General features: G+C 70.0%; 21 protein-coding genes. 13 read left to right on the plus strand and 8 right to left on the minus strand.

What is annotated here, in order from left to right; genetic code table 11:
* Nucleotides 1–80 precede the first annotated feature (80 nt).
* From tmk to deoC, 3 genes are all read left to right on the plus strand, one after another.
* Entirely contained in the window at nucleotides 81–707 is a 627-nt protein-coding gene (gene tmk, locus ACQUQF_RS04605; protein WP_435176213.1) for a dTMP kinase, read from the plus strand.
* 30 nt (nucleotides 708–737) lie between these two features.
* Entirely contained in the window at nucleotides 738–1,211 is a 474-nt protein-coding gene (locus tag ACQUQF_RS04610) for a hypothetical protein (protein ID WP_435176216.1), read from the plus strand.
* A gap of 101 nt (nucleotides 1,212–1,312) precedes the next feature.
* Nucleotides 1,313–1,954, plus strand: coding sequence for a deoxyribose-phosphate aldolase (deoC, locus tag ACQUQF_RS04615; protein ID WP_435176219.1), 642 nt, complete (start codon nucleotides 1,313–1,315; stop codon nucleotides 1,952–1,954).
* A gap of 35 nt (nucleotides 1,955–1,989) precedes the next feature.
* On the opposite strand, the gene ACQUQF_RS04620 is transcribed toward deoC, so the two are convergent.
* On the minus strand, nucleotides 1,990–2,757 hold the full coding sequence (locus ACQUQF_RS04620; RefSeq protein WP_435176222.1) for a mechanosensitive ion channel family protein: 768 nt from the start codon (nucleotides 2,755–2,757) through the stop codon (nucleotides 1,990–1,992).
* 567 nt (nucleotides 2,758–3,324) lie between these two features.
* On the opposite strand from ACQUQF_RS04620, the gene ACQUQF_RS04625 reads away from it, so the two are divergent.
* Entirely contained in the window at nucleotides 3,325–3,546 is a 222-nt protein-coding gene (locus ACQUQF_RS04625) for a hypothetical protein (RefSeq protein ID WP_435176224.1), read from the plus strand.
* An 80-nt stretch (nucleotides 3,547–3,626) separates the two neighbouring features.
* Nucleotides 3,627–4,877, plus strand: coding sequence for a tRNA (N(6)-L-threonylcarbamoyladenosine(37)-C(2))-methylthiotransferase (locus tag ACQUQF_RS04630; RefSeq protein WP_435176227.1), 1,251 nt, complete (start codon nucleotides 3,627–3,629; stop codon nucleotides 4,875–4,877).
* Between the two features lie 30 nt (nucleotides 4,878–4,907).
* Here ACQUQF_RS04630 and ACQUQF_RS04635 read toward each other — a convergent pair whose 3' ends face one another.
* The 3 genes from ACQUQF_RS04635 to ACQUQF_RS04645 form a co-directional block, all read right to left on the minus strand.
* Nucleotides 4,908–5,717 (minus strand): plastocyanin/azurin family copper-binding protein, encoded by an 810-nt coding sequence (locus ACQUQF_RS04635; RefSeq protein ID WP_435176230.1) that lies wholly within the window; start codon nucleotides 5,715–5,717, stop codon nucleotides 4,908–4,910.
* Between the two features lie 155 nt (nucleotides 5,718–5,872).
* The gene (locus ACQUQF_RS04640; protein WP_435176232.1) at nucleotides 5,873–6,799 is read right to left on the minus strand and encodes a cation diffusion facilitator family transporter; all 927 of its coding nucleotides are present in this window, start codon (nucleotides 6,797–6,799) and stop codon (nucleotides 5,873–5,875) included.
* Nucleotides 6,800–6,847: 48 nt separating this feature from the next.
* Nucleotides 6,848–7,390 (minus strand): HIT family protein, encoded by a 543-nt coding sequence (locus tag ACQUQF_RS04645; RefSeq protein ID WP_435176235.1) that lies wholly within the window; start codon nucleotides 7,388–7,390, stop codon nucleotides 6,848–6,850.
* Nucleotides 7,391–8,216: 826 nt separating this feature from the next.
* Between ACQUQF_RS04645 and ACQUQF_RS04650 the strand changes: the two genes are divergently transcribed.
* Nucleotides 8,217–8,417: a hypothetical protein gene (locus ACQUQF_RS04650; protein ID WP_435176237.1), complete on the plus strand. Its 201-nt coding sequence runs from the start codon at nucleotides 8,217–8,219 to the stop codon at nucleotides 8,415–8,417.
* Nucleotides 8,418–8,691: 274 nt separating this feature from the next.
* On the opposite strand, the gene map is transcribed toward ACQUQF_RS04650, so the two are convergent.
* The gene (gene map, locus ACQUQF_RS04655) at nucleotides 8,692–9,588 is read right to left on the minus strand and encodes a type II methionyl aminopeptidase (RefSeq protein WP_435176240.1); all 897 of its coding nucleotides are present in this window, start codon (nucleotides 9,586–9,588) and stop codon (nucleotides 8,692–8,694) included.
* 235 nt (nucleotides 9,589–9,823) lie between these two features.
* Here map and ACQUQF_RS04660 point away from each other — a divergent pair, with 235 nt between their 5' ends.
* Complete coding sequence (locus ACQUQF_RS04660; protein WP_435176243.1) at nucleotides 9,824–11,500, plus strand: hypothetical protein; 1,677 nt, start codon at nucleotides 9,824–9,826, stop codon at nucleotides 11,498–11,500.
* Nucleotides 11,501–11,642: 142 nt separating this feature from the next.
* On the opposite strand, the gene ACQUQF_RS04665 is transcribed toward ACQUQF_RS04660, so the two are convergent.
* The gene (locus tag ACQUQF_RS04665) at nucleotides 11,643–12,587 is read right to left on the minus strand and encodes an isoaspartyl peptidase/L-asparaginase (RefSeq protein ID WP_435176245.1); all 945 of its coding nucleotides are present in this window, start codon (nucleotides 12,585–12,587) and stop codon (nucleotides 11,643–11,645) included.
* Between the two features lie 250 nt (nucleotides 12,588–12,837).
* Here ACQUQF_RS04665 and icd point away from each other — a divergent pair, with 250 nt between their 5' ends.
* A complete protein-coding gene (gene icd / locus ACQUQF_RS04670) occupies nucleotides 12,838–14,112 on the plus strand; it encodes an isocitrate dehydrogenase (NADP(+)) (RefSeq protein ID WP_435176248.1) in 1,275 nt (424 codons plus the stop codon).
* A gap of 108 nt (nucleotides 14,113–14,220) precedes the next feature.
* Here icd and ACQUQF_RS04675 read toward each other — a convergent pair whose 3' ends face one another.
* Nucleotides 14,221–14,559: a cupin domain-containing protein gene (locus ACQUQF_RS04675; protein WP_435176251.1), complete on the minus strand. Its 339-nt coding sequence runs from the start codon at nucleotides 14,557–14,559 to the stop codon at nucleotides 14,221–14,223.
* A 100-nt stretch (nucleotides 14,560–14,659) separates the two neighbouring features.
* On the opposite strand from ACQUQF_RS04675, the gene ACQUQF_RS04680 reads away from it, so the two are divergent.
* The 3 genes from ACQUQF_RS04680 (at nucleotide 14,660) to ACQUQF_RS04690 (ending at nucleotide 15,975) form a co-directional block, all read left to right on the plus strand.
* Nucleotides 14,660–14,878, plus strand: a complete 219-nt coding sequence (locus ACQUQF_RS04680) for a hypothetical protein (protein WP_435176254.1) — start codon at nucleotides 14,660–14,662, stop codon at nucleotides 14,876–14,878.
* Nucleotides 14,875–15,120 (plus strand): VOC family protein, encoded by a 246-nt coding sequence (locus ACQUQF_RS04685; protein ID WP_435176257.1) that lies wholly within the window; start codon nucleotides 14,875–14,877, stop codon nucleotides 15,118–15,120. The genes ACQUQF_RS04680 and ACQUQF_RS04685 overlap by 4 nt, the downstream gene beginning before the upstream one ends.
* A gap of 324 nt (nucleotides 15,121–15,444) precedes the next feature.
* Nucleotides 15,445–15,975 carry a DUF5817 domain-containing protein gene (locus ACQUQF_RS04690; protein WP_435176260.1) on the plus strand — a complete coding sequence of 177 codons (531 nt, stop codon included), beginning with the start codon at nucleotides 15,445–15,447 and terminating at the stop codon, nucleotides 15,973–15,975.
* A 27-nt stretch (nucleotides 15,976–16,002) separates the two neighbouring features.
* Here ACQUQF_RS04690 and ACQUQF_RS04695 read toward each other — a convergent pair whose 3' ends face one another.
* Nucleotides 16,003–16,137, minus strand: a complete 135-nt coding sequence (locus ACQUQF_RS04695; protein ID WP_435176263.1) for a hypothetical protein — start codon at nucleotides 16,135–16,137, stop codon at nucleotides 16,003–16,005.
* Between the two features lie 327 nt (nucleotides 16,138–16,464).
* Here ACQUQF_RS04695 and hmgA point away from each other — a divergent pair, with 327 nt between their 5' ends.
* Complete coding sequence (gene hmgA, locus ACQUQF_RS04700; RefSeq protein WP_435176266.1) at nucleotides 16,465–17,697, plus strand: hydroxymethylglutaryl-CoA reductase (NADPH); 1,233 nt, start codon at nucleotides 16,465–16,467, stop codon at nucleotides 17,695–17,697.
* A 459-nt stretch (nucleotides 17,698–18,156) separates the two neighbouring features.
* Nucleotides 18,157–18,480, plus strand: coding sequence for a hypothetical protein (locus ACQUQF_RS04705; protein ID WP_435176269.1), 324 nt, complete (start codon nucleotides 18,157–18,159; stop codon nucleotides 18,478–18,480).
* Nucleotides 18,481–18,535: the final 55 nt, after the last annotated feature.

The following is an 18,535-nucleotide window of genomic DNA, read 5'->3' on the forward strand; positions in this document are numbered from 1 at the left end:
GGACAGTAAAGGTACGTGTTGCGCCGGGGGTCCGGCGCGGACTCGCAGGACTTTATACTGCGCCGAGACCACCTCCGAACATGCTCATCACCCTGGAGGGGCTCGACGGGAGCGGCAAGACGACCGTCTGGGAGGTGCTCCGCGAGGAGTTCCCGGAGTTCGTCTACACCCGCGAGCCGACCGAGACGTGGTACGGCGAGGCGGTCGAGCGCTCCATCTCGGACGACGACGCCGACCCGGTGGCCGAGCTGTTCCTCTACACCGCCGACCACGCCGCCCACCTCGCCGAGACGGTCCGGCCCGCGCTGGCCGACGGCGAGGTCGTCGTCTCGGACCGCTACTCCGACTCCCGGTACGCCTACCAGGCGGTGAGCATCGAGGACCGGGTCAAGCGACCGCTGGAGTACATCCGCGGCGTTCACGCCCCGTGGACCCGGCCGCCCGACGCCACGCTCTACTTCGACGTCGACCCCGAGACGGGCGCGGCCCGGAGCGGCGCGACCAACAAGTTCGAGCAGGCCGCGTTCCTGAGCCGGGTGCGGCAGAACTACGAGCGACTCGTCGAGGCCGAGCCCGAGCGCTTCGTCCGGATCGACGCCACCCGGTCGCCCGAGGCGGTCATCGAGTCGGCGGTCGGGGCGGTCGAGCGACTGCTCGACGACCGCGACGACGGGTCGGCCGCGGACGGTCAGGAGCGCGACGAATAGCCTTTGGCGGTCGCCGACCTACGGTGAGCCATGGCAGACGAGGACGCCGGTCGGCCCCGACGGCGGGACCGCAACGAGCCCCGTGACAGGACCGGGCCCCGCGAGCGCGACCCCGCCGACCGGGACGACGCCTCCGGGTTCAGCTTCGCGCTCCCGCCGATCTCGCTCCCGGAGATGCGGCTGCCCGAGCGCGTCCGCCTGGTGTTTCCGATTCCGGAGCCCCCGGAGAAGGTCTCCAGGCCGACCCGCGTGCGGGTCACGTGGGTCCTGCTGGTCGTGGTCCTCGTCGACGCGCTGGACGCGCTCGCGGTGCTCTGGGCCGGCCCCGAGACGCTGGCCTGGACCCGGGCGGCGGTGGGGACGCTCGTCGGGGTCGTCCTCGTCGGCGGGCCGGGACTGCTCTACGCCTGGGAACTGCTCGCGGCTCTCGGCGGATTCGGCGGGCTGTCGCTTGCCCCCACGCTGACGGCGCTGGTGCTCGCGAGACTCGTCCTGTCGGAGTAGCGCGACGCGGTCCCGCGGAACTGTCCCGCCCTACGCCCGGACACCCGCCGTGACGCCGCAGACAGCCGGTTTTTTACCCCCGCGACGTCTCAGGTCCGGGCATGGACGAGGCAACGCTCGCCGCGAAGATCGACCACACCGTCCTCGGCCCCGAGACGACGATGGCCGACGTCGAGCGCGTCCTCGACGAGGCCGCCGAGTACGGCATGAACGCCTGCATCCCGCCGTGCTACGTGGCGGAGGCCGACGAGTACGCGCCCGAGGTGACGCTGGCCACCGTCGTCGGCTTCCCCCACGGCCAGCACGCCACCGCGGCCAAGCGGGAGGAGGCGATCATCGCCGACGAGGACGGCGCCGACGAGCTCGACGTGGTCATCAACGTCGGCCGCCTGCAGGCCGGCGAGGACGAGGCCGTCCGGGAGGACATCGAGGAGGTCGTCGCCGCGGTGCCGATCCCGGTCAAGGTCATCATCGAGACCGCGCTGCTCACCGACGAGGAGAAGCGCCGCGCGTGCGAGGCCGCCGCGGACGCGGACGCCGCGTTCGTCAAGACGTCCACGGGGTTCGCCGACGGGGGCGCGACGGTCGCGGACGTCGAACTGATGAGCGAGTACCTGCCGGTGAAGGCCAGCGGCGGCGTCGGCGACTACGAGACGGCGAGGGCCATGCTCGAGGCCGGCGCCGAGCGCATCGGCGCGAGTTCGGGCGCGGCTATCGTCGAGGACTTCCGGCGGAACTACTGACGCGAAAAAGGTCTCTCGCGGACGGAACCGGGTCGTCAGTCGTCGCCGCCCGAGGGCGAGCCCTGTCCCTGCTGGGGCGACATGCTCGACGCGCTGCTGCGGGCGGTGCCTGCCCAGCGGTTCATGTTGTTGGCGATGTAGTCCTTGCTCCCCCAGCCGAAGCCGATGCCGATGGCCAGCGCGACGCCCGCCGCGAGGCCCCACGCCATCGCCCGCGCGAACAGGTAGAGGATCTGGACGTCGATCCCCATCGTGTCGAGGCCGATGACGACGGCGGTGAAGTACAGGAACATCCGGACGCCGGTGGCGAAGTACTGGGTGTACTGGGTCTGGCTCGCCGCCCGAGTGTTGGCGATGAGGTCGCCGATGATGTCGGCGACGATGAAGCCCCCGACCACGACGACCAGGCCCGCGATGAACGCCGGCAGGTACGCGACCGCCGTCGCGATCCACTCCGAGAGGACGGCGATGGCGAGCGCGTCCGCCGCGGCCAGGATGGCCAGCGCGTACACGAACCACGAGGTCACCTTCCCGAGGAACTTCGACATCGCGTTCTCCGAACCGCCCATCATCCGCCCGAGCGGCGTGTCGCGCACGCTCTGGTCGACGCCGATTCGGTCGACGATTCTGGTGACGGCGCCGCCGAGGACCGCGCCGACGGCCCAGCCGATCAGCAGGATGACGATAGCCCCCAGCAGCCGCGGGAGCGCGGCCACGATGTCCGAGAGCGCGCTGGTCAACCACTCTGCGCCGCCGAACAGTCCGCCGTCGTCCGCCTGAAGCAGGACGTCTGTTGCTGTCATGAGTCTCTCCGAGTCGGTCTCGGTGCTGCACGTAGTTTGTTGTTGGTCGCATACCGACTTGGACCGAACAGCCCCGTTTGCGCTGCTTTCAGGGCCTGTCGGCGGAGAACTCGGCTAACACATCATTCACGGCTCAGTTCGTGCAGTCGGTCCCCGGCCGCGGTGAAACCCTCCGAAACGGACGCGCGGGCGAGAGGTCGACGGAACAAACACGGGGAACCAGACACCGCCACGCCGAAACGCCGGCAGGACGGCGACCTCCGACTCGCTGTCGACCGGTGGTCGACGTCTCGGATATTGGAGACGTGTCGCAGTCATGTCGCACCGCGCCGGGGGGCGTCGCGAACCCGCGACGAACGTGTCCGTGCGGCGCGAGGCGAAACGCTCGCTTTCTCCACCCGAGCACCTCCGGAGGGAAACGTCCGGTGCGGCGTCACGGCCGCGGGTTGCTCGCTCCGACAGCCTCGGCCGGCAGTCGGCGGACCGAGCGCAGACCGGCAGAGCGGTGGCGAAGTCGCTGCCGACGTCACGGAAAACACTAAGTACGCTGCACGTCAGAAATCCGGTATGTCCGACACGTCTCTCACCGCGGTCGTCGAGTCGGTCCGGGGCGCGGACGAGGTCCGGGGCGTGCTGGTGGTCGCCGGCGCGCTCGCGGCCCTCGCCGTCGGGTACGCCGGCGGGAGTGTGCTCGCCGGCGAACCGGTCGAATCCCAGGCGTGGCTGGTCCCGGCCGTCGGGACGGGCGTGATGGTAGTGCTGCTGTCCGAGTACGGCGGCGAGGCGTAGCCGGCGGGCGGTGAGTCCGTCTCCGACGCGGTGAATCCGTCGCGCTTTTGGCCGCGTGCCCGAAAGGAACACCACAGCGAATGGCCCGCTACCACATCGAGACCTACGGTTGCACGTCGAACCGGGGCGAGAGCCGCGAGATCGAGCGGCGGCTCCGCGACGCCGGCCACCGCCGGGTCGAGGGGCCCGAGGAGGCCGACGTGGCCATCCTCAACACCTGCACCGTGGTCGAGAAGACCGAACGCAACATGCTCCGGCGGGCCGAGGAGCTCGAGGGCGAGACGGCCGACCTCATCGTGACCGGCTGCATGGCGCTCGCGCAGGGCGAGGAGTTCCGCGACGCCGGCGTCGACGCCGACGTGCTCCACTGGGACGAGGTGCCCGAGGCGGTCACCAACGGCGAGTGCCCGACGACCACGCCCGACGCCGAGCCGGTGCTCGACGGCGTCATCGGCATCCTCCCCATCGCGCGGGGCTGCATGTCCGACTGCTCGTACTGCATCACCAAGCGCGCGACCGGCAAGATCGACTCCCCGTCGGTCGAGGAGAACGTCGAGAAGGCCCGCGCGCTGGTCCACGCCGGCGCGAAGGAGATCCGCATCACGGGCCAGGACACCGGCGTCTACGGCTGGGACACCGGCGAGCGCAAGCTCCACGAACTGCTCGACCGCATCTGCGACATCGAGGGCGACTTCCGGGTCCGGGTCGGGATGGCCAACCCGAAGGGCGTCCACGGCATCCGCGAAGAGCTCGCGCGGGTGTTCGCCGAGAACGACGAGCTCTACAACTTCATCCACGCGCCGGTCCAGTCCGGCAGCGACGACGTACTGGGCGACATGCGCCGCCAGCACCAGGTCGAAGAGTACGTTGAGATCGTCGAGACGTTCGACGAGTACCTCGACTACTGGACGCTCTCGACCGACTTCATCGTCGGCTTCCCCACCGAGACCGAGGCGGACCACGAGCAGAGCCTCGCGCTGCTCCGGGAGACCCGCCCGGAGAAGATCAACGTCACCCGGTTCTCGAAGCGGCCCGGCACCGACGCCGCCGAGATGAAGGGGCTGGGCGGCACGCTCAAGAAGGAGCGCTCGAAGGAGATGACCGACCTCAAGATGGACGTGGTGGCCGAGGCCTACGACGCGATGGTCGGCGAGACCCACGAGGTGCTGGTCGTCGAGGAGGGCACCGGCGACTCCGTGAAGTGCTACGACGAGGCCTACCGACAGGTCATCGTCCAGAACGCCTCGGAGCGCGGCGTCGAGCCCGGCGACTTCCTCGAGGTCGAGATCACCGGCCACAGCACGGTGTACGCGTTCGGCGAGCCGGTCTGAAGCGACGGGGTCGGCCGGAGAACTGCTTCGCTACTCCGCTTCGACCACTATCGTCCCCGTCATGCCGACCGTCTCGTGGGGGTGGCAGTGGAACCGGTAGACGCCGGGCACGTCGAACGTGTGGTTGTACTCGTACCCCTCGTCGTAGACCGCCGAGGAGCGACCGGGCGTGCCCCTCCAGTTCGCACCCTGCGGTCGGTCGTCCACGACGACGTTGTGGGAGTCCGACTCCCAGACGAACCGGACCTCCGTGCCCGCCGATACCTTCAGCGGCCGGTCGGTGCCCGGAGAGAACCGCAGTTCGCCGTCCGGTCCGACCCTCACCGGGAGGTCGTCCTCGGAGGCGAACTCGGGACTCGGGACCTCCTCGCGGACCTCGACGGTGCCTTTCATCCCGGCCGCCGCGTGGGCCTCGCAGTGGAACTCGTACGTGCCCCGCTTCTCGAACGTGTGGCTGTACTCGTAGCCCTCGTCGTAGAACGTCTCGGCGTCGCCGGGCGTCCCCGCCCAGTCGGCGTCGTCGGGCTGGTCGTCGACCACGACGTTGTGGTTGTCGGATCGCCAGACGAACGGGACTTCGGTGTCCGGTTCGATGACGAGCGGCCTGTCGCCGGACGGCTCGAACGCGAGTCGACCGTCGGGGCCCACCTCTATCGGGAGGTAGAGGGCGGTCGCGATATCGGTCTCCCGCCCGGTCGTCGTCCGCTCGGTGCCGGTCGTCGCGGCTCCGCCGGGGCCGTCGCGTCCGTCCGCAGTACAGCCCGCGAGCGCGCCGGTGACGAGGGCGGCACCGCCGGCTTTCAGCATCGCGCGTCGGTCGGAGCGGAAGTCGCGTGACATGGGGACCACGGTCGAACCTGTTCGCCGAGACGTATAAAGGCACCAACCGGTTCCCGGCGACTGAAAACCGTGCCGAGCACCCAAACTCCCGGGGAAGGCCGGCAGTGCGTCGGCGGCGGTCGCCGTAGTGGAGAACCGCGACCACCGTCGTCGGATCACTGCGCGGGCGGGTCCTCGCCGACCAGTTCGTCGACCGACTCGTCGACCTTCCACTCGCCGAGCTCCTTCGGGTCGACGTGGACGAACACGTCGTCGACCTCGTCGAGCTCCCGGATGGACTGCACGACGTCGGTCTCGATGTCGTGGGCCTCGAACAGGGTGCGGTCGCCCTCGACCTCGATGTGGAGGCTCACGTCGATCTCCGGGCCGACGTAGTGGGCGATGACGTCGTGGGCGCCCTCGACGTCGGGGTGGTCGAGCGCGCGCCGGACGATCTCGGCCCGGAGGTCGTCCGGCGGGGCGCTCCCGACGAGGTAGTCGACGTTGTCCTCGACGATCTCGTAGCCCGTGTAGAGGATGCCGACCGAGACCACGCCCGCGGCGATCGGGTCGAGCACCGGCAGGCCCACGCCCGACCCGAGGACGCCGACCAGCGCCGCGGCCGCGGTCAGGATGTCGTTGCGGTTGTCGAGCGCGGTCGCGGTCAGCGCCGGCGAGAGCGTTCGGTCGGCCGCCCGCATGCAGTACCGGTAGAGCCCGTACTTCGCGCCCGCGGTCCCGACCAGCACCGCGACCGCTGTCGGCGAGACGCCGGCGGCCGCGACCTCGCCCGAGAGCACCGAGGTGGTCGCCCGCCAGAGCACCGCCGCGCCCGCCGCGAACACGCCCACGGCGATGAACAGCGAGACGAACGGCTCGATGCGCTCGTGGCCGTGCGGGTGGCCGAAGTCGGGCGGCTGGGTCGTCAGGTAGAGGCCCGCGAGGATGACGACGCTGTAGCCGACGTCGGCGAGGCTGTTGACCGCCTCGGAGCCGACCGCGAGGCTCCCGGTCGACCACCAGACCAGGCCCTTGGCGACCACCAGCAGCACGTTGACCGCCAGGACGACCGCGCCGACCCGGCGGACCGCGCGCTTGCTCATCGGAGCACCGTTGGGCCTGCGGGGTGAAGGCAGTGTCGCTTGCGCCGCTCAGAACCGGAAGCGGATCGCGCCGTCCTCGTCGTCCGGGACCTCCGCGTCCTCCTGCTCGGCCAACGCGTCGCGCACCCGGTCGTACGTCTCCGCCACGGCCTCGACGATGACCTTCGTGTCCGAGATGACCGGCATGAAGTTGGTGTCGCCCTGCCACCGCGGGACGACGTGGGTGTGGAGGTGGTCGTCGATGGAGCCGCCGGCGCCCCGGCCGAGGTTGAGGCCGGCGTTGAAGCCGTCGGGCGAGAGCGCGGCCTCCAGCGCGTCGAAGGTCCGCTGCTTGAGCAGCGCGTGGTCGAGCAGCGTCTCCTCGGGGAGGTCGCGGTAGTCGCCGGTGTGCTCGCGGGGGATGACCATCGCGTGGCCGGGGTTGTAGGGGTAGTTGTTGAACATGACGAAGGCCCGGTCGCTGCGCGCGACCACGAGGTTCTCCCGGTCGTCGTCGCGCTCCGGCAGTTCGCAGAAGACGCATCCGTCGACGTCGTCGTCCCCGTCGCGTTCGACCCACTCGATGCGCCACGGTGCGAAGACCTGGTCCATGTGTCGTCGTTGGGAGAGCGCGGGTTTATACTGTCGGCTGGGGCCGGCGGTTCGCGTCCGCCGCGGCGCGGGGGCCGACCGGGAGTGCGGACCGGAACCTGCGGTGTCCGACTTCCGACCGTTCCTCGACCCGGCGAAACGGCACACGGCCGGAGTAACTCGCAGAACCGGGTCGTTACCGTCGGCCGGCGGCGGGAAACGAACCGTTGACGGGCTGACGCCGCGGTCACCGGCGACCCGACGGCACTCGTCGACCGACTCCACCGCGGACCGAATCGCCGCGTCGCAGTCCGTCTTGCAGTGAATCCGCCGGCTCCGACCGAACGAGCGACCGCTTCCGACTGCGAGCGGAGGATTCAGCCGTTCGTTTCGCGACTAGTGTTGGATGGGGTACAGTACACCATCGTGTGACACCACCGGCAGGGCCGCGACGCGAGGGCACGGCGCCGTCGCCGAGAACCGTCGATGGAGCGGGCGCCGATGCCGGGACGGCGGCGGGTCACATCGGTTGCGCGGGCGGTACGACCGCGATAGGCGCAGCGCGGTCGAGTCGGCGCGCCGCTGGGCATGCAGTCCCGTCCGGTGCCGGACCGTCGGCGCTCGCGGTTTCGGACCGGCGGAAGTATTATTTAAACGTTCCGGCCGTTGCGACCAGTTTTCGTTTCATTACTCCCGCAAACGAGTCTATGAACTGTTTCGGGGAATTTCCGTCTCGTATTCGGTAGAATCGCAGGACGGCAGTGGAATGAACGGTTCGAACGCCCCCCAACGGATTGGGGTTTTTATGCTCCTATCAGCGCAAGGAGAAAGCGAGAGGAAGGTCACGATGGCTACACAAAACCAGAGCTTCCAGGCGATCACGGAATCGTGCGAGGAATGCGGACGCGAGACGCCACACGACGTCTCCGTCCAGATCCGGACCGAGAGCCAGAAGCGGGAGAACGCCGAGTTCTCGCGGGAGCCGTACCGCGTCACCGAGTGCCAGATCTGCGGCACTGAGTCCAGCCAGCGGATGAACAACGCGTAACGCCGCCGCCTCCCCGCGACGAACGGGGGTGGGATCGGCGACCGACGCGACTCGTCTGCAGTACCGTCTCGTCTTGCGTTCGGGACGGGGGTGGGACGCCCGGCTCGATTTCGGGGCGAAGCAGCGTTCGGGTGCGAGCCGGGCCGAGACACAGTTCTTGCTCGTCGTTCGGCGTCGCGTCTCACTCGTCAGAGGCGTTCGGCGTCGCGCAGAGAAGTAGTGTCCGTTCGTCGACGACCCTGCGGTCGGCGAGACTACCGGGTCGTTCGCGGCGTCACTCGGTCGTGACTTCGCACCCGTCCTCGGTGACGATGACGGTGTGCTCCTTCTGGCTGACGAGGTTGCCGTCGTCCTCCTTGAGCACCGGGTAGCCGTGGACGAGGTTGTTCATCTTCAGGCGGCGCAGCGCCATCTCGGCCCGGGAGGCGTCGAGCCACCGGGTGGCGAACGGGAGCGTCCTGAACTCCTCGGTGATCTGGTCGAGCACCTGGCGGGCCTGCCGGTCGCGGACCGACCCCTCCCGCTCCAGGGCGAAGATCTCCTCGTCGTTGCCCTCGTGGACCTTGCCGGTGCCGTCGGTGGCGAACGGCTCGATTGCGACCACGTCGCCGACCTCGAGTTCGACGCCCTGGGAGACCTCGCGGTTCGGGATGTTCGGTTCGACGTGCTGCTGGTACTGGTCGAGGCCGTGGCCGGTGAGGTTGACCACGGGGTTGAAGCCGTAGCCGTCGATGACCGACTCGATCTCGGCGCCGATGTCGCCGGTCTCGACGCCGGGCTCGATCACGTCGATCGCCGCGTCGAGCGCCTCCGCGCTGGCCTCCTGAAGCTCGGGGTTGCCCGAGAGGTCCACCGTGATGGCGGTGTCGGCGATCCAGCCGTCGACGTGGACGCCGATGTCGAGGTTGACCATCTCCTCGCCGAACTCGGTGTCGTCGTCGGCCGCGGGCGTGGCGTGGGCGGCCTCCTCGTCGACGCTGATGTTGACCGGGAAGGCGGGCTCGCCGCCGAGCTCCCGGATGCGGTCCTCGGCGTACTCGGCGACCTCGAGCTGGGACGCGCCGACCTCGACCCGGTCGGCCGCCTCCTCGCGGACCTGGGCGAGGATCTCGCCGGCCTCGCGGTGCTTCTCGTACTTCTCGGCGTCGAGGTCGACATCGGTACTGCTCATGCCCCCACGTTGGCCTGAGCACCGGAAAGAGTTTGCGTCTCAGTGGCCGGCCCGCGGCCGCTCGCGATCGGGGGTCGAACGCGTCTCTATTTCGTCACGTAACCCACCTCGATTAGGGGTGTCGTACTCGCGAGACAACTCCGCGGTAACGGCGGTAATAGCCCGTCAAAACCCCAAACGATGCGAAACGGTTGGTCCCGTTTATTGGCGGCTCCGGCGATATGATGGGCTGCCTATGCAACGAGAAACCGGCGCAGTGCTGATCATGACAGCCCTCGTCCTCGCCAGCGTCCCGCTGGCGACGCTCGGGGGGACGTCGGCATCCGCGCCCGACGCAAAGACGACCGACGGCGTAACGCTACAGGACGTGCAGGTCGACCAGCTGGAGGTGGGTAACGTCACGGTCCGGAACGCCGTGATCAAGTCGGTGCACGCCAGCAGCATCCGGGTCGTAGCTCAGAACCGGACGCTGGAGAACGTGACGCTCCAGGACGTCAGGTTCGAGCGCCTCGCGCTCGAGAACCTCTCGGTCGCGGGGCTGGAGACCGACGACCAGGCGCTCGCCCAGGCGCTGAGCGGGAACGCGTCGGTCGGGAACGTCACGCTCCAGGACCTGACCATCCAGCAGATGAACGTCTCGCAGCTGGTCGTCCAGAACTACCGCGTCCAGACCGCCGGCGGTCAGCAGACGACGACCGCAGCGGCCGCGGAGACCACGACGACCGAAGAGACCACTACCACCACCGCCGCCGAGGAGACGACGGTGGCGGCCGAGGAGGAAGAGACGACCGTCGCGGCCGAGGAGACCACCGTCGCAGCTGAGGAGACCACCACGCAGGAGGCCGCACTGAAGCAGGAGACCACCACCGTCGCCGCCGGCGGGGAGGAGACCACTGCTGCGGCCGAGCAGGAGACCACGACCACCGTCGCCGAGCAGACCCAGGTCGGCGACGTCAGCGTCGACAGCGCGACCATCCAGCGGGTCAACGTCCAGGAGCTCGAGATCGGGACGCTCGTCGTGCTCGGCGTGAACGCCGGCGATATCTCGACGCCGACTCCGACGACCACTGCTGCCGCCGAGGAGACCACCACTCCGGCCGCCGAGGAGACGACGGTGGCGGCCGAGGAGGAAACGACGACAGTCGCGGCCGAGGAGACCACCGTGGCCGCTGAGGAGACCACCGTCGCGGCTGAGCAGACCACCACGCAGGAGGCCGCACTGAAGCAGGAGACCACCACCGTCGCCGCCGGCGGGGAGGAGACGACCGTTGCGGCCGAGGAGGGTGCCCAGGAGACCACGACTACCGCGGAAGCGGCTCAGGAGACCACGACCGCCGCCGCGCAGGCCGGCGGACAGACGACCATCAGCAGCGTCTCCGTCGAGAGCGCGACCGTCGGGCGCGCCACCGTCGGCAGCCCGGCCATCGGCTCCATCCAGGTCGGCGAGGGCCAGCTCTCCATCGTGGCCATCCAGAACCTGGAGGCGCCCTCGCAGGTCCAGCAGGGCCAGCAGTACAACGTGAGCGCGACGCTCGTCAACCTCGGGAACGCGGGCGCCACCAAGCAGGTGTCGTACCGCATCGCCGGGAACGTCATCGAGGCCGACCTCGTGGAGGTGCCCGCGCGGGGCGCGACCACCGTGACCTTCGAGGTCAGCTTCGGGCAGTTCCCCGAGGGGACCTACACCCACGGCGTCTACACCGACGGCGCGCGGGCCACGGGGAACCTGACCATCGCCGCGGGCGGACAGAACGAGACCGGTCAGATGAACATCGAGGAGACGACGACCGCGGCCGGCCAGCAGAACACGACCGCCGCCGCTGAGGAGACCACGACCGAGCAGGAGGAAGTCGGCGCCCAGGAGACCACGACCGTCGCGGGCGAAGAGACGACCACGACGTCGGAAGCGTAACGCTGTCCCCGGTTCCGACGCTTTTTTCGAGCGCGACCGCAGGCCGCCGTCGTCCCGGCCCGGTAGCCGCGGGACCCGTCGCTGCCGGGACAGCGCTCGTCCGGGGTCCGACGCCGTCCACTCGCCCGGCGGTCGACGCCGCTCACTCGCCGGGAACCTGTCCGTCGACCGCGGTCTGCATCGCGTCGCTGTTGAACGCGCTCCCGGCGGTCCCGTCGCGGTCGAGCACGATGACCCCCGCCGACGAGCCCGTGAGCTCGGCGAACTCCTCGATGGCCAGGTCGGCGGCGGTCTGGGCGTCCCGGCCCGATTCGAGGTGGCGGACCGCCCGCCGGGTCAGCGTCGTCTTCGCGATGTCCTCGCCCGCGCCGGTCGCGCTGGCGGCGCCGGCCGGGGCGGCGTAGAAGCCGCTGCCGATCTGGGGGACGTCGCCGACCCGGCCCGCCAGCGCGAGCCACCGGCCGCCGGTCGAGGTGGCGGTCGCGAACGACTCGCCGTCCGACGCGACCGCGCCGACCGTGTCGTGGTCCTTCGGGTCGCGGTCGGTGGCGGCCGTCCCGGGTGCGTCCTCGCCCCCTGACGCTTCTTCGGCGCTGTCGGGGTCGCCGCCGAACCGGTCCCGGAGCCAGTCGAGGTGCTCGCGGGGCGACCCCTCCGGAACGGCGTCGAGGTCGGCCCACTTCTCGCGGGTCTGCTCCGACCAGAGGTCGACGCCGGTCTCGACCCCGAAGTCGGCCGCGAGGTCGACGGCGTGGCGGCCCGAGACCAGGACGTGGGGCGTCTCCTCCAGCACGACCCTGGCGGCGCTCACGGCGTGCTCGACGCCCGGCATCGAACACGCCGCGCCCGCCTCGCGGTCGCCGGTCATGATTCCGGCGTCGGTCCGGATCTCGCCGTCGCTCTGGACCGCGCCGCCGACCCCGGCGTTGAACCGGGGCGAGGACTCCAGCACGCGGACCGCCGCCTCGACCGCGTCGAGCACCGTCGACTCCGCCGCGCCGGTCGCGGCCGCCTCGTCGAGCACCGCCTGCCTGGGTTCGGGTTCGTCGGGGGCGCCGCCGGCCCCGCCGTGGACGATGACCTTCATGCCAGGGCGTGGTCCGCGCGGGTTCTTAACTTCCGGCCACTCGGCGCGGGCCCGTCGGCGGCACCTGGCGCGGGGCTCGGCGGCATGTGGCGCGACGGCCCGTCGGCGTCGCGACGCTCCGGCCGAACCCGGCGCCGGCATCAGCGTTCACCGTGGGACTCACCCGCAAATGAGGGATATTAGGGGATTTATAGCATGCCGCGGGGAAACGGCAGGCCTTTTATCCCTCTCGCTCGCAAGTTCGGGTGTTATGAGCTACGACAAGGTGGAAGTTCCCGAAGGCGGGGAGAAGGTCACCGTGGCCGACTCCGAGGACGGACTCGACGTGCCCGACAACCCGATCATCCCCATCATCCACGGGGACGGCATCGGTCAGGACGTCGGTCCGGCCGCCCAGAAGGTGCTGGAGACGGCCGCCGAGGCCACCGGCCGCGACGTCCACTGGATGCGGGTCTACGCCGGCGAGAGCGCCCGCCAGAAGTACGGCGAGGACGTCAACCTCCCCGACGAGACGGTCGAGGCCATCCGCGAGCACCGCGTCGCCATCAAGGGCCCGCTCACGACGCCCGTCGGCGCCGGCTACCGGTCGCTCAACGTCGCGCTCCGCCAGACGCTCGACCTCTACGCGAACGTCCGGCCCACCTACTACCTCGACGGCGTCCCGTCCCCGATGAAGGCGCCCGAGGAGATGGACATGGTCACGTTCCGGGAGAACACCGAGGACGTGTACGCCGGCATCGAGTGGGAGGCCGGCACCGAGGAGGTCGAGAAGGTCCGGAACTTCGTCGAGGACGAGATGGGCTTCGACGAGACGATGCACGAGGGCCCCATCGGCCTCGGTCTCAAGCCCATCTCCGAGAAGGGCAGCAAGCGCCTGGTCCGGGAGGCCATCGACTACGCGCTCGAGAACGACCGCGACAAGGTCACGCTGGTCCACAAGGGCAACATCATGAAGTTCACCGAGGGCCAGTTCGGCGAGTGGGGCATGGAGGTCGCCGACGAGGAGTACCCCGACGACGAGGTCTTCGCCGCGCCCGACTCGCTCTGGGAGGAGCAGGACGAGGTCGACATCCCGGAGGACGCCGTCATGGTCGAGGAGCGACTCGCCGACGCGATGCTCCAGTGGATGCAACTCCGCACCGACGAGTTCGACGTGCTCGCGATGCCGAACCTCAACGGCGACTACCTCTCGGACGCCGCGGGCGCCCAGATCGGCGGCCTCGGCATCGCACCCGGCGCCAACTTCGGTGACAACCGCTGTCTCGCAGAGCCGGTCCACGGCTCCGCCCCGAAGCGCGCGGGCCAGGACAAGGCCAACCCGACCGCGCTCATCCTCTCGGGCCGCCTGCTCTTCGAGTACCTCGGCTGGGACGACACCGGCGCGCTCATCCGCGACGCCGTCGAGGAGACCATCTCCTCGGGCACGGTCACCTACGACCTCGCCCGCCAGCGCGAGGACGCCGAGAAGGTCGGCACGACCGAGTACGCCGAGGCCATCTGCGAGAACATCGAGGACCTCGCGTAGCGCCGCTCGACTCCGCCGTATTTCTTTCGCGGACTCTCCCGACAGCCGAATCTGCAAAACCCGATCTCCCGTTCTCTCCGCCGTCTGCTCTCCGGCGAGAACGCCCCGTCAGTCCTGCCAGTCGGGGTTCGTCCGGGGCGGACTGAAGATGTCGACGCCCTCGACGGGCACGTCGCCGCGGTTCTCGGCGGCGTGGGGCTCGTCGCCGGGGATGGCGTACGAGTCGCCCGCGCTGGCCTCGATCTCCTCGCCGTCGACGACGAACGTCAGGGTTCCCTGGGTGATGTAGCCGGTCTGCTCGTGCTCGTGGCTGTGCTCGGGCACCTCCGCGCCGGGTTCGATGAAGAAGTGCTGGACGTTCATCTTCTCCTCGCCGGCCAGTATCGAGAGGTGGACGCCCTCGACCGCCTCGGTGGATTCCTCCGCGTCTTTGGGTACGACTTCCATGACCGGTCGTACCGATGCGGCCGGGGCACCTAAAGGTTCGACCGGCGGACGTTCTTACCGGCGCGGACGGGCGGACGTTTTACACCTGCGAGTCGACGGTATGGACGGGGACGCCCAAAGGGTGGGTGGCGAGGAGTCGTCCGCGAATCTGCGCGACGACGACGCCTCCGCCGGACTGCTCCACCACGTCGAACTGTACGCCGCCGACTTCGAGGCGGCCGCGCGTTCTGGAAGTGGTTCCTCGGCGAACTCGGTTACGAGCGCCACCAGGACTGGGCTGACGGCCGGTCGTGGAAGCTGGGCCCGACGTACCTCGTGATTGTGCGCGCTCCGGACGAGTACGCCGACGAGGAGTTCCACCGCCGCCACCCGGGACTGAACCACCTCGCGTTCCACGCCGAATCGCGGTCGCACGTCGACGGGATGACCGAGCAGTTGCGAGAGCGCGGAGTTGCGATTCTCTCCGAGGACGACCACCCCTTCGCGGGCGGCCCGGACCACTACGCGGTCTACTTCGAGGCGCCCGAGCGCGTCAAGGTCGAACTGGTCGCGCCGACTTGAAATGACGTTGAGGAGTAAATCCCGAGAGTACCGGCAGAGAAAACGAGACGTCGAAGCTAGCTACTGCCGTCACCTGTGTCCCGCACGGCACCGCGACCGCAACAGCCTCACGCCTCCCCAGCCTCCTGCGGTCCTCGGTCACATCCGTTCCCTCCGGTCCTCGTCCCTCGCACGCTCGGCGCGACACGAGGTCGCGCCGTGGGAGCAAAGTTCCCACGAGCCTGCGCTCGCTTCGCTCGCGCAGACGCCGGCACGCGCCGATTCGGAAAGACGAGACTGCGACCGAACCGAACATTCACGTACGAACGAGCCCGACCCGGGAGTATGTACGCCGTCGTGGGGTGTAGTGACTGCCAGGCGCTCAAGATCGTCGAGGGCCGGCCGGAGACCACCCAGTGTCCCCGGTGCGGCAAGCGCCGGAAGTTCGAGAAGCTCAAGAAGTTCGTGGAGACCGACGACGAGGACCACGCTCGGGAGGTCCGGTCGTCGATGCTCGCCAACCGGCAGGGCGAGGGCGAGGCGTTCGCGGAGCTCGACTCCTTCTCGGAGATGGAGGCGCGGGTCGACGACGCCGGCGTCTCCGACGAGGAGTACCTGGAGGCGTCGGGCATCGACACCGAGGAAGTCGAAGCGGCGGCCGAGCGCGTCGAGAACCGGTCGGCCAGCACGCGCGGCGGGTCGCGCAAGGACACCGTGCTGGCGGCGCTGCGCGAGCTCGACCGGCCGACCGAGGACGAGGTGGTCGAGTACGCCGACGAGCGCGGGGTGCCGGCCGACTACGCGCGGAACGCGCTGGAGAAGCTGGCTCGCCGGGGCGAGGTCAGCGAGAGCCGCGGCCGGTATCGGCTGCTCTGAGGGCCGGGCCGCCTCGGTCGCCGGCGCTCAGGCCAGTCCGAGCGCCTTCAGCAGCGAGACGGCGAGCGTCAGGACGGTCAGCAGGAGCTTCAGCAGGCGCAGCGAGCGGGCGAGCCGCGAGTCGGCGAGCGGCTCCTCGCTCTCGGAAGCTGTCGCGGTCATGGCGGACGGCCCCCGGGCGCCGCGGCGCGGCGTCGGGTAGGGGTGACAGGCGCCGCGAGTCCGGGCTGGAGACCGAATCGAACTCGCCGCCGCGCCGGAACGGAGGCGGACGGTCGGGGCAGGAGTCATCCACCGGCTCCGTCGGCAGCTCGGGGGCCGATTACGGCTACGGGCGAGACCGCAATAAACCTCAGCCAGGTGCGCAGTGAAAGTAAAAGTGGTCGCGGCGTGGCGGAACGGAACGGCCGCGACTCGCGTCCGGACCGCCGGCGCGCCGGACCGGCCCGAATGGGAACTGTTAGGGGCCGCCCGGCGAACCGTTCGGACATGAGCGACGATGCCGGCTCCGCCGACCCGGCCGCCCTCGCCGACGCGGTCCGGGCGGGCGAACTGCGACTGCACGAACTGGACGAGCGCGCCGACGCCGAGACCGCAGCGGCGGCCCGGCGCCGCCTGCTGGAAGCTGAGACGGGCGCCGACCTCGACGCCGTGGGCGACCACGCGATCGACGCCGAGCAGGCCGCCGACGCCAACGTCGAGAACATGGTCGGGGCGGCCCAGATTCCTATGGGGGTCGCCGGCCCCGTCGAGGTCTCGGGCGGCGCCGCGGACGGCGAGTACTACCTCCCGCTGGCGACGACCGAGGGCGCGCTGGTCGCGAGCGTCAACCGCGGGCTGTCGGTAATTACCTCCGCGGGGGGCGCGGACGCCCGGGTCACCAAGTCGGGGATGACCCGCGCGCCGGTGTTCCGGGTGGCGGGCATCGCCGAGGCCGAGGAGGTCGTCTCGTGGGTGAACGGCCACACCGACGATCTCCGCGAGGCCGCCGAATCCACGACCAGCCACGGCGAACTCCTCGACGTCGAGCCCTACGTCGTCGGCGACTCGGTCTACCTCCGGTTCGTCTACGACACCAAGGACGCGATGGGGATGAACATGGCCACCATCGCGACCCGCGAGGCGGCCGACCTGGTCGAGGCCGAGACCCCCGCGTCGCTGGTGGCGCTGTCGGGCAACCTCTGCACCGACAAGAAGCCCGCCGCCATCAACGCCGTGGAGGGCCGGGGCCGCAGCGTCACCGCGGACGTGACGATCCCCGCCGAGATGGTCCGGGACCGCCTCCACACCACGCCGGCGGCCATCGAGGAGGCAAACACCCGCAAGAACCTCGTCGGGAGCGCGAAGGCCGGCAGCCTCGGGTTCAACGCCCACGCCGCGAACGTGGTCGCCGCGGCCTTCCTCGCGACCGGTCAGGACGCCGCGCAGGTCGTCGAGGGCGCCAACGCCATCACGACCGTCGAGGCCCGGGAAGACGAGCTCTACGCCAGCGTCAGCCTCGCCAGCCTGGAGGTCGGCACGGTCGGCGGCGGCACGAAGCTCCAGACCCAGGCGGAGGCGCTGGACGTGCTGGGCCTCCGGGGCGGCGGCGACCCCGCCGGCAGCAACGCCGACGCGCTCGCCGAGATCATCGCCGCGGGCGCGCTCGCCGGCGAGCTCTCGCTGCTCGCGGCGCTGGCCTCCCGGCATCTGTCGAGCGCCCACGAAGACCTGGGTCGGTAACGCTCGGGGAATCAGACCGCTCCGGCGCGCGCTGGCGTCTGCACGAGCGGAGCGAGTGCAGGCTCGTGGGAGCGAAGCTCCCACGGCGGCCCCTCGTAGGCCCCCAAGCGTGCGAGGGACGGCTGAGTGAGCGAAGCGAACGATGGAGGAGGCTGGGGAGGGGTGAGGCTCTCGCGGTGCGGTGCTGCGGGGTGGACGAAAGGGGCCGCCCGGTCGTGTTTGTTGTAGTCGTCTGGCCGACCTCTATCGGCGCGGGCTGTGCGGAGAGCGCCGATATGTCGGCCAGCGACCGCGACCGGGCGGGGGCTTTCGGGGCGATCTCCGCTCCGTTGCTGCTCGCGAACCGGACGGGGCTTTCCGGGCGTTCTTCACCACTTCGCCGCCGTCGATCAACACCGAACCACCGATTCCACACATCCGGTAGCCACAAGAGCGCCGAGTCCCAACCTCCGGGTAGCAATGGCCTCAGTCGCGACGGTCTTCGGGTTCCTGCTCATCATGGTCGTCAACACCGTGCTGGCGGCGGTCGCCATCCGCTTTTTCCGGCTCCGGCTCTCGACGACGTGGGGCGCGGTGGTGTACACCGCGGTGCTCATCCCGCTGCTGTACCTCGCCACCACCATCCTGCTCTCGGGGTTCATCGGCTTCGGGGGCAGCGGCGTCGAGGACAAGGGGACCGCCCTCATCCTGGTCTGGGTGCTGCCGTTCACGCTGGCGGTGTCGCTGGACGTCTTCTGGATGCCCTCGCCCGAGGAGGTCGACCTGCCCGACCGGGCGAGCTGACGCCCGCGTAGCCGGGCTCGGTCGACCCGTCTCGGTCGACCCGTCTCGGTCGACC

It is taken from the genome of Halorussus sp. AFM4 (assembly GCF_051194995.1).
Lineage (GTDB): Archaea > Halobacteriota > Halobacteria > Halobacteriales > Haladaptataceae > Halorussus.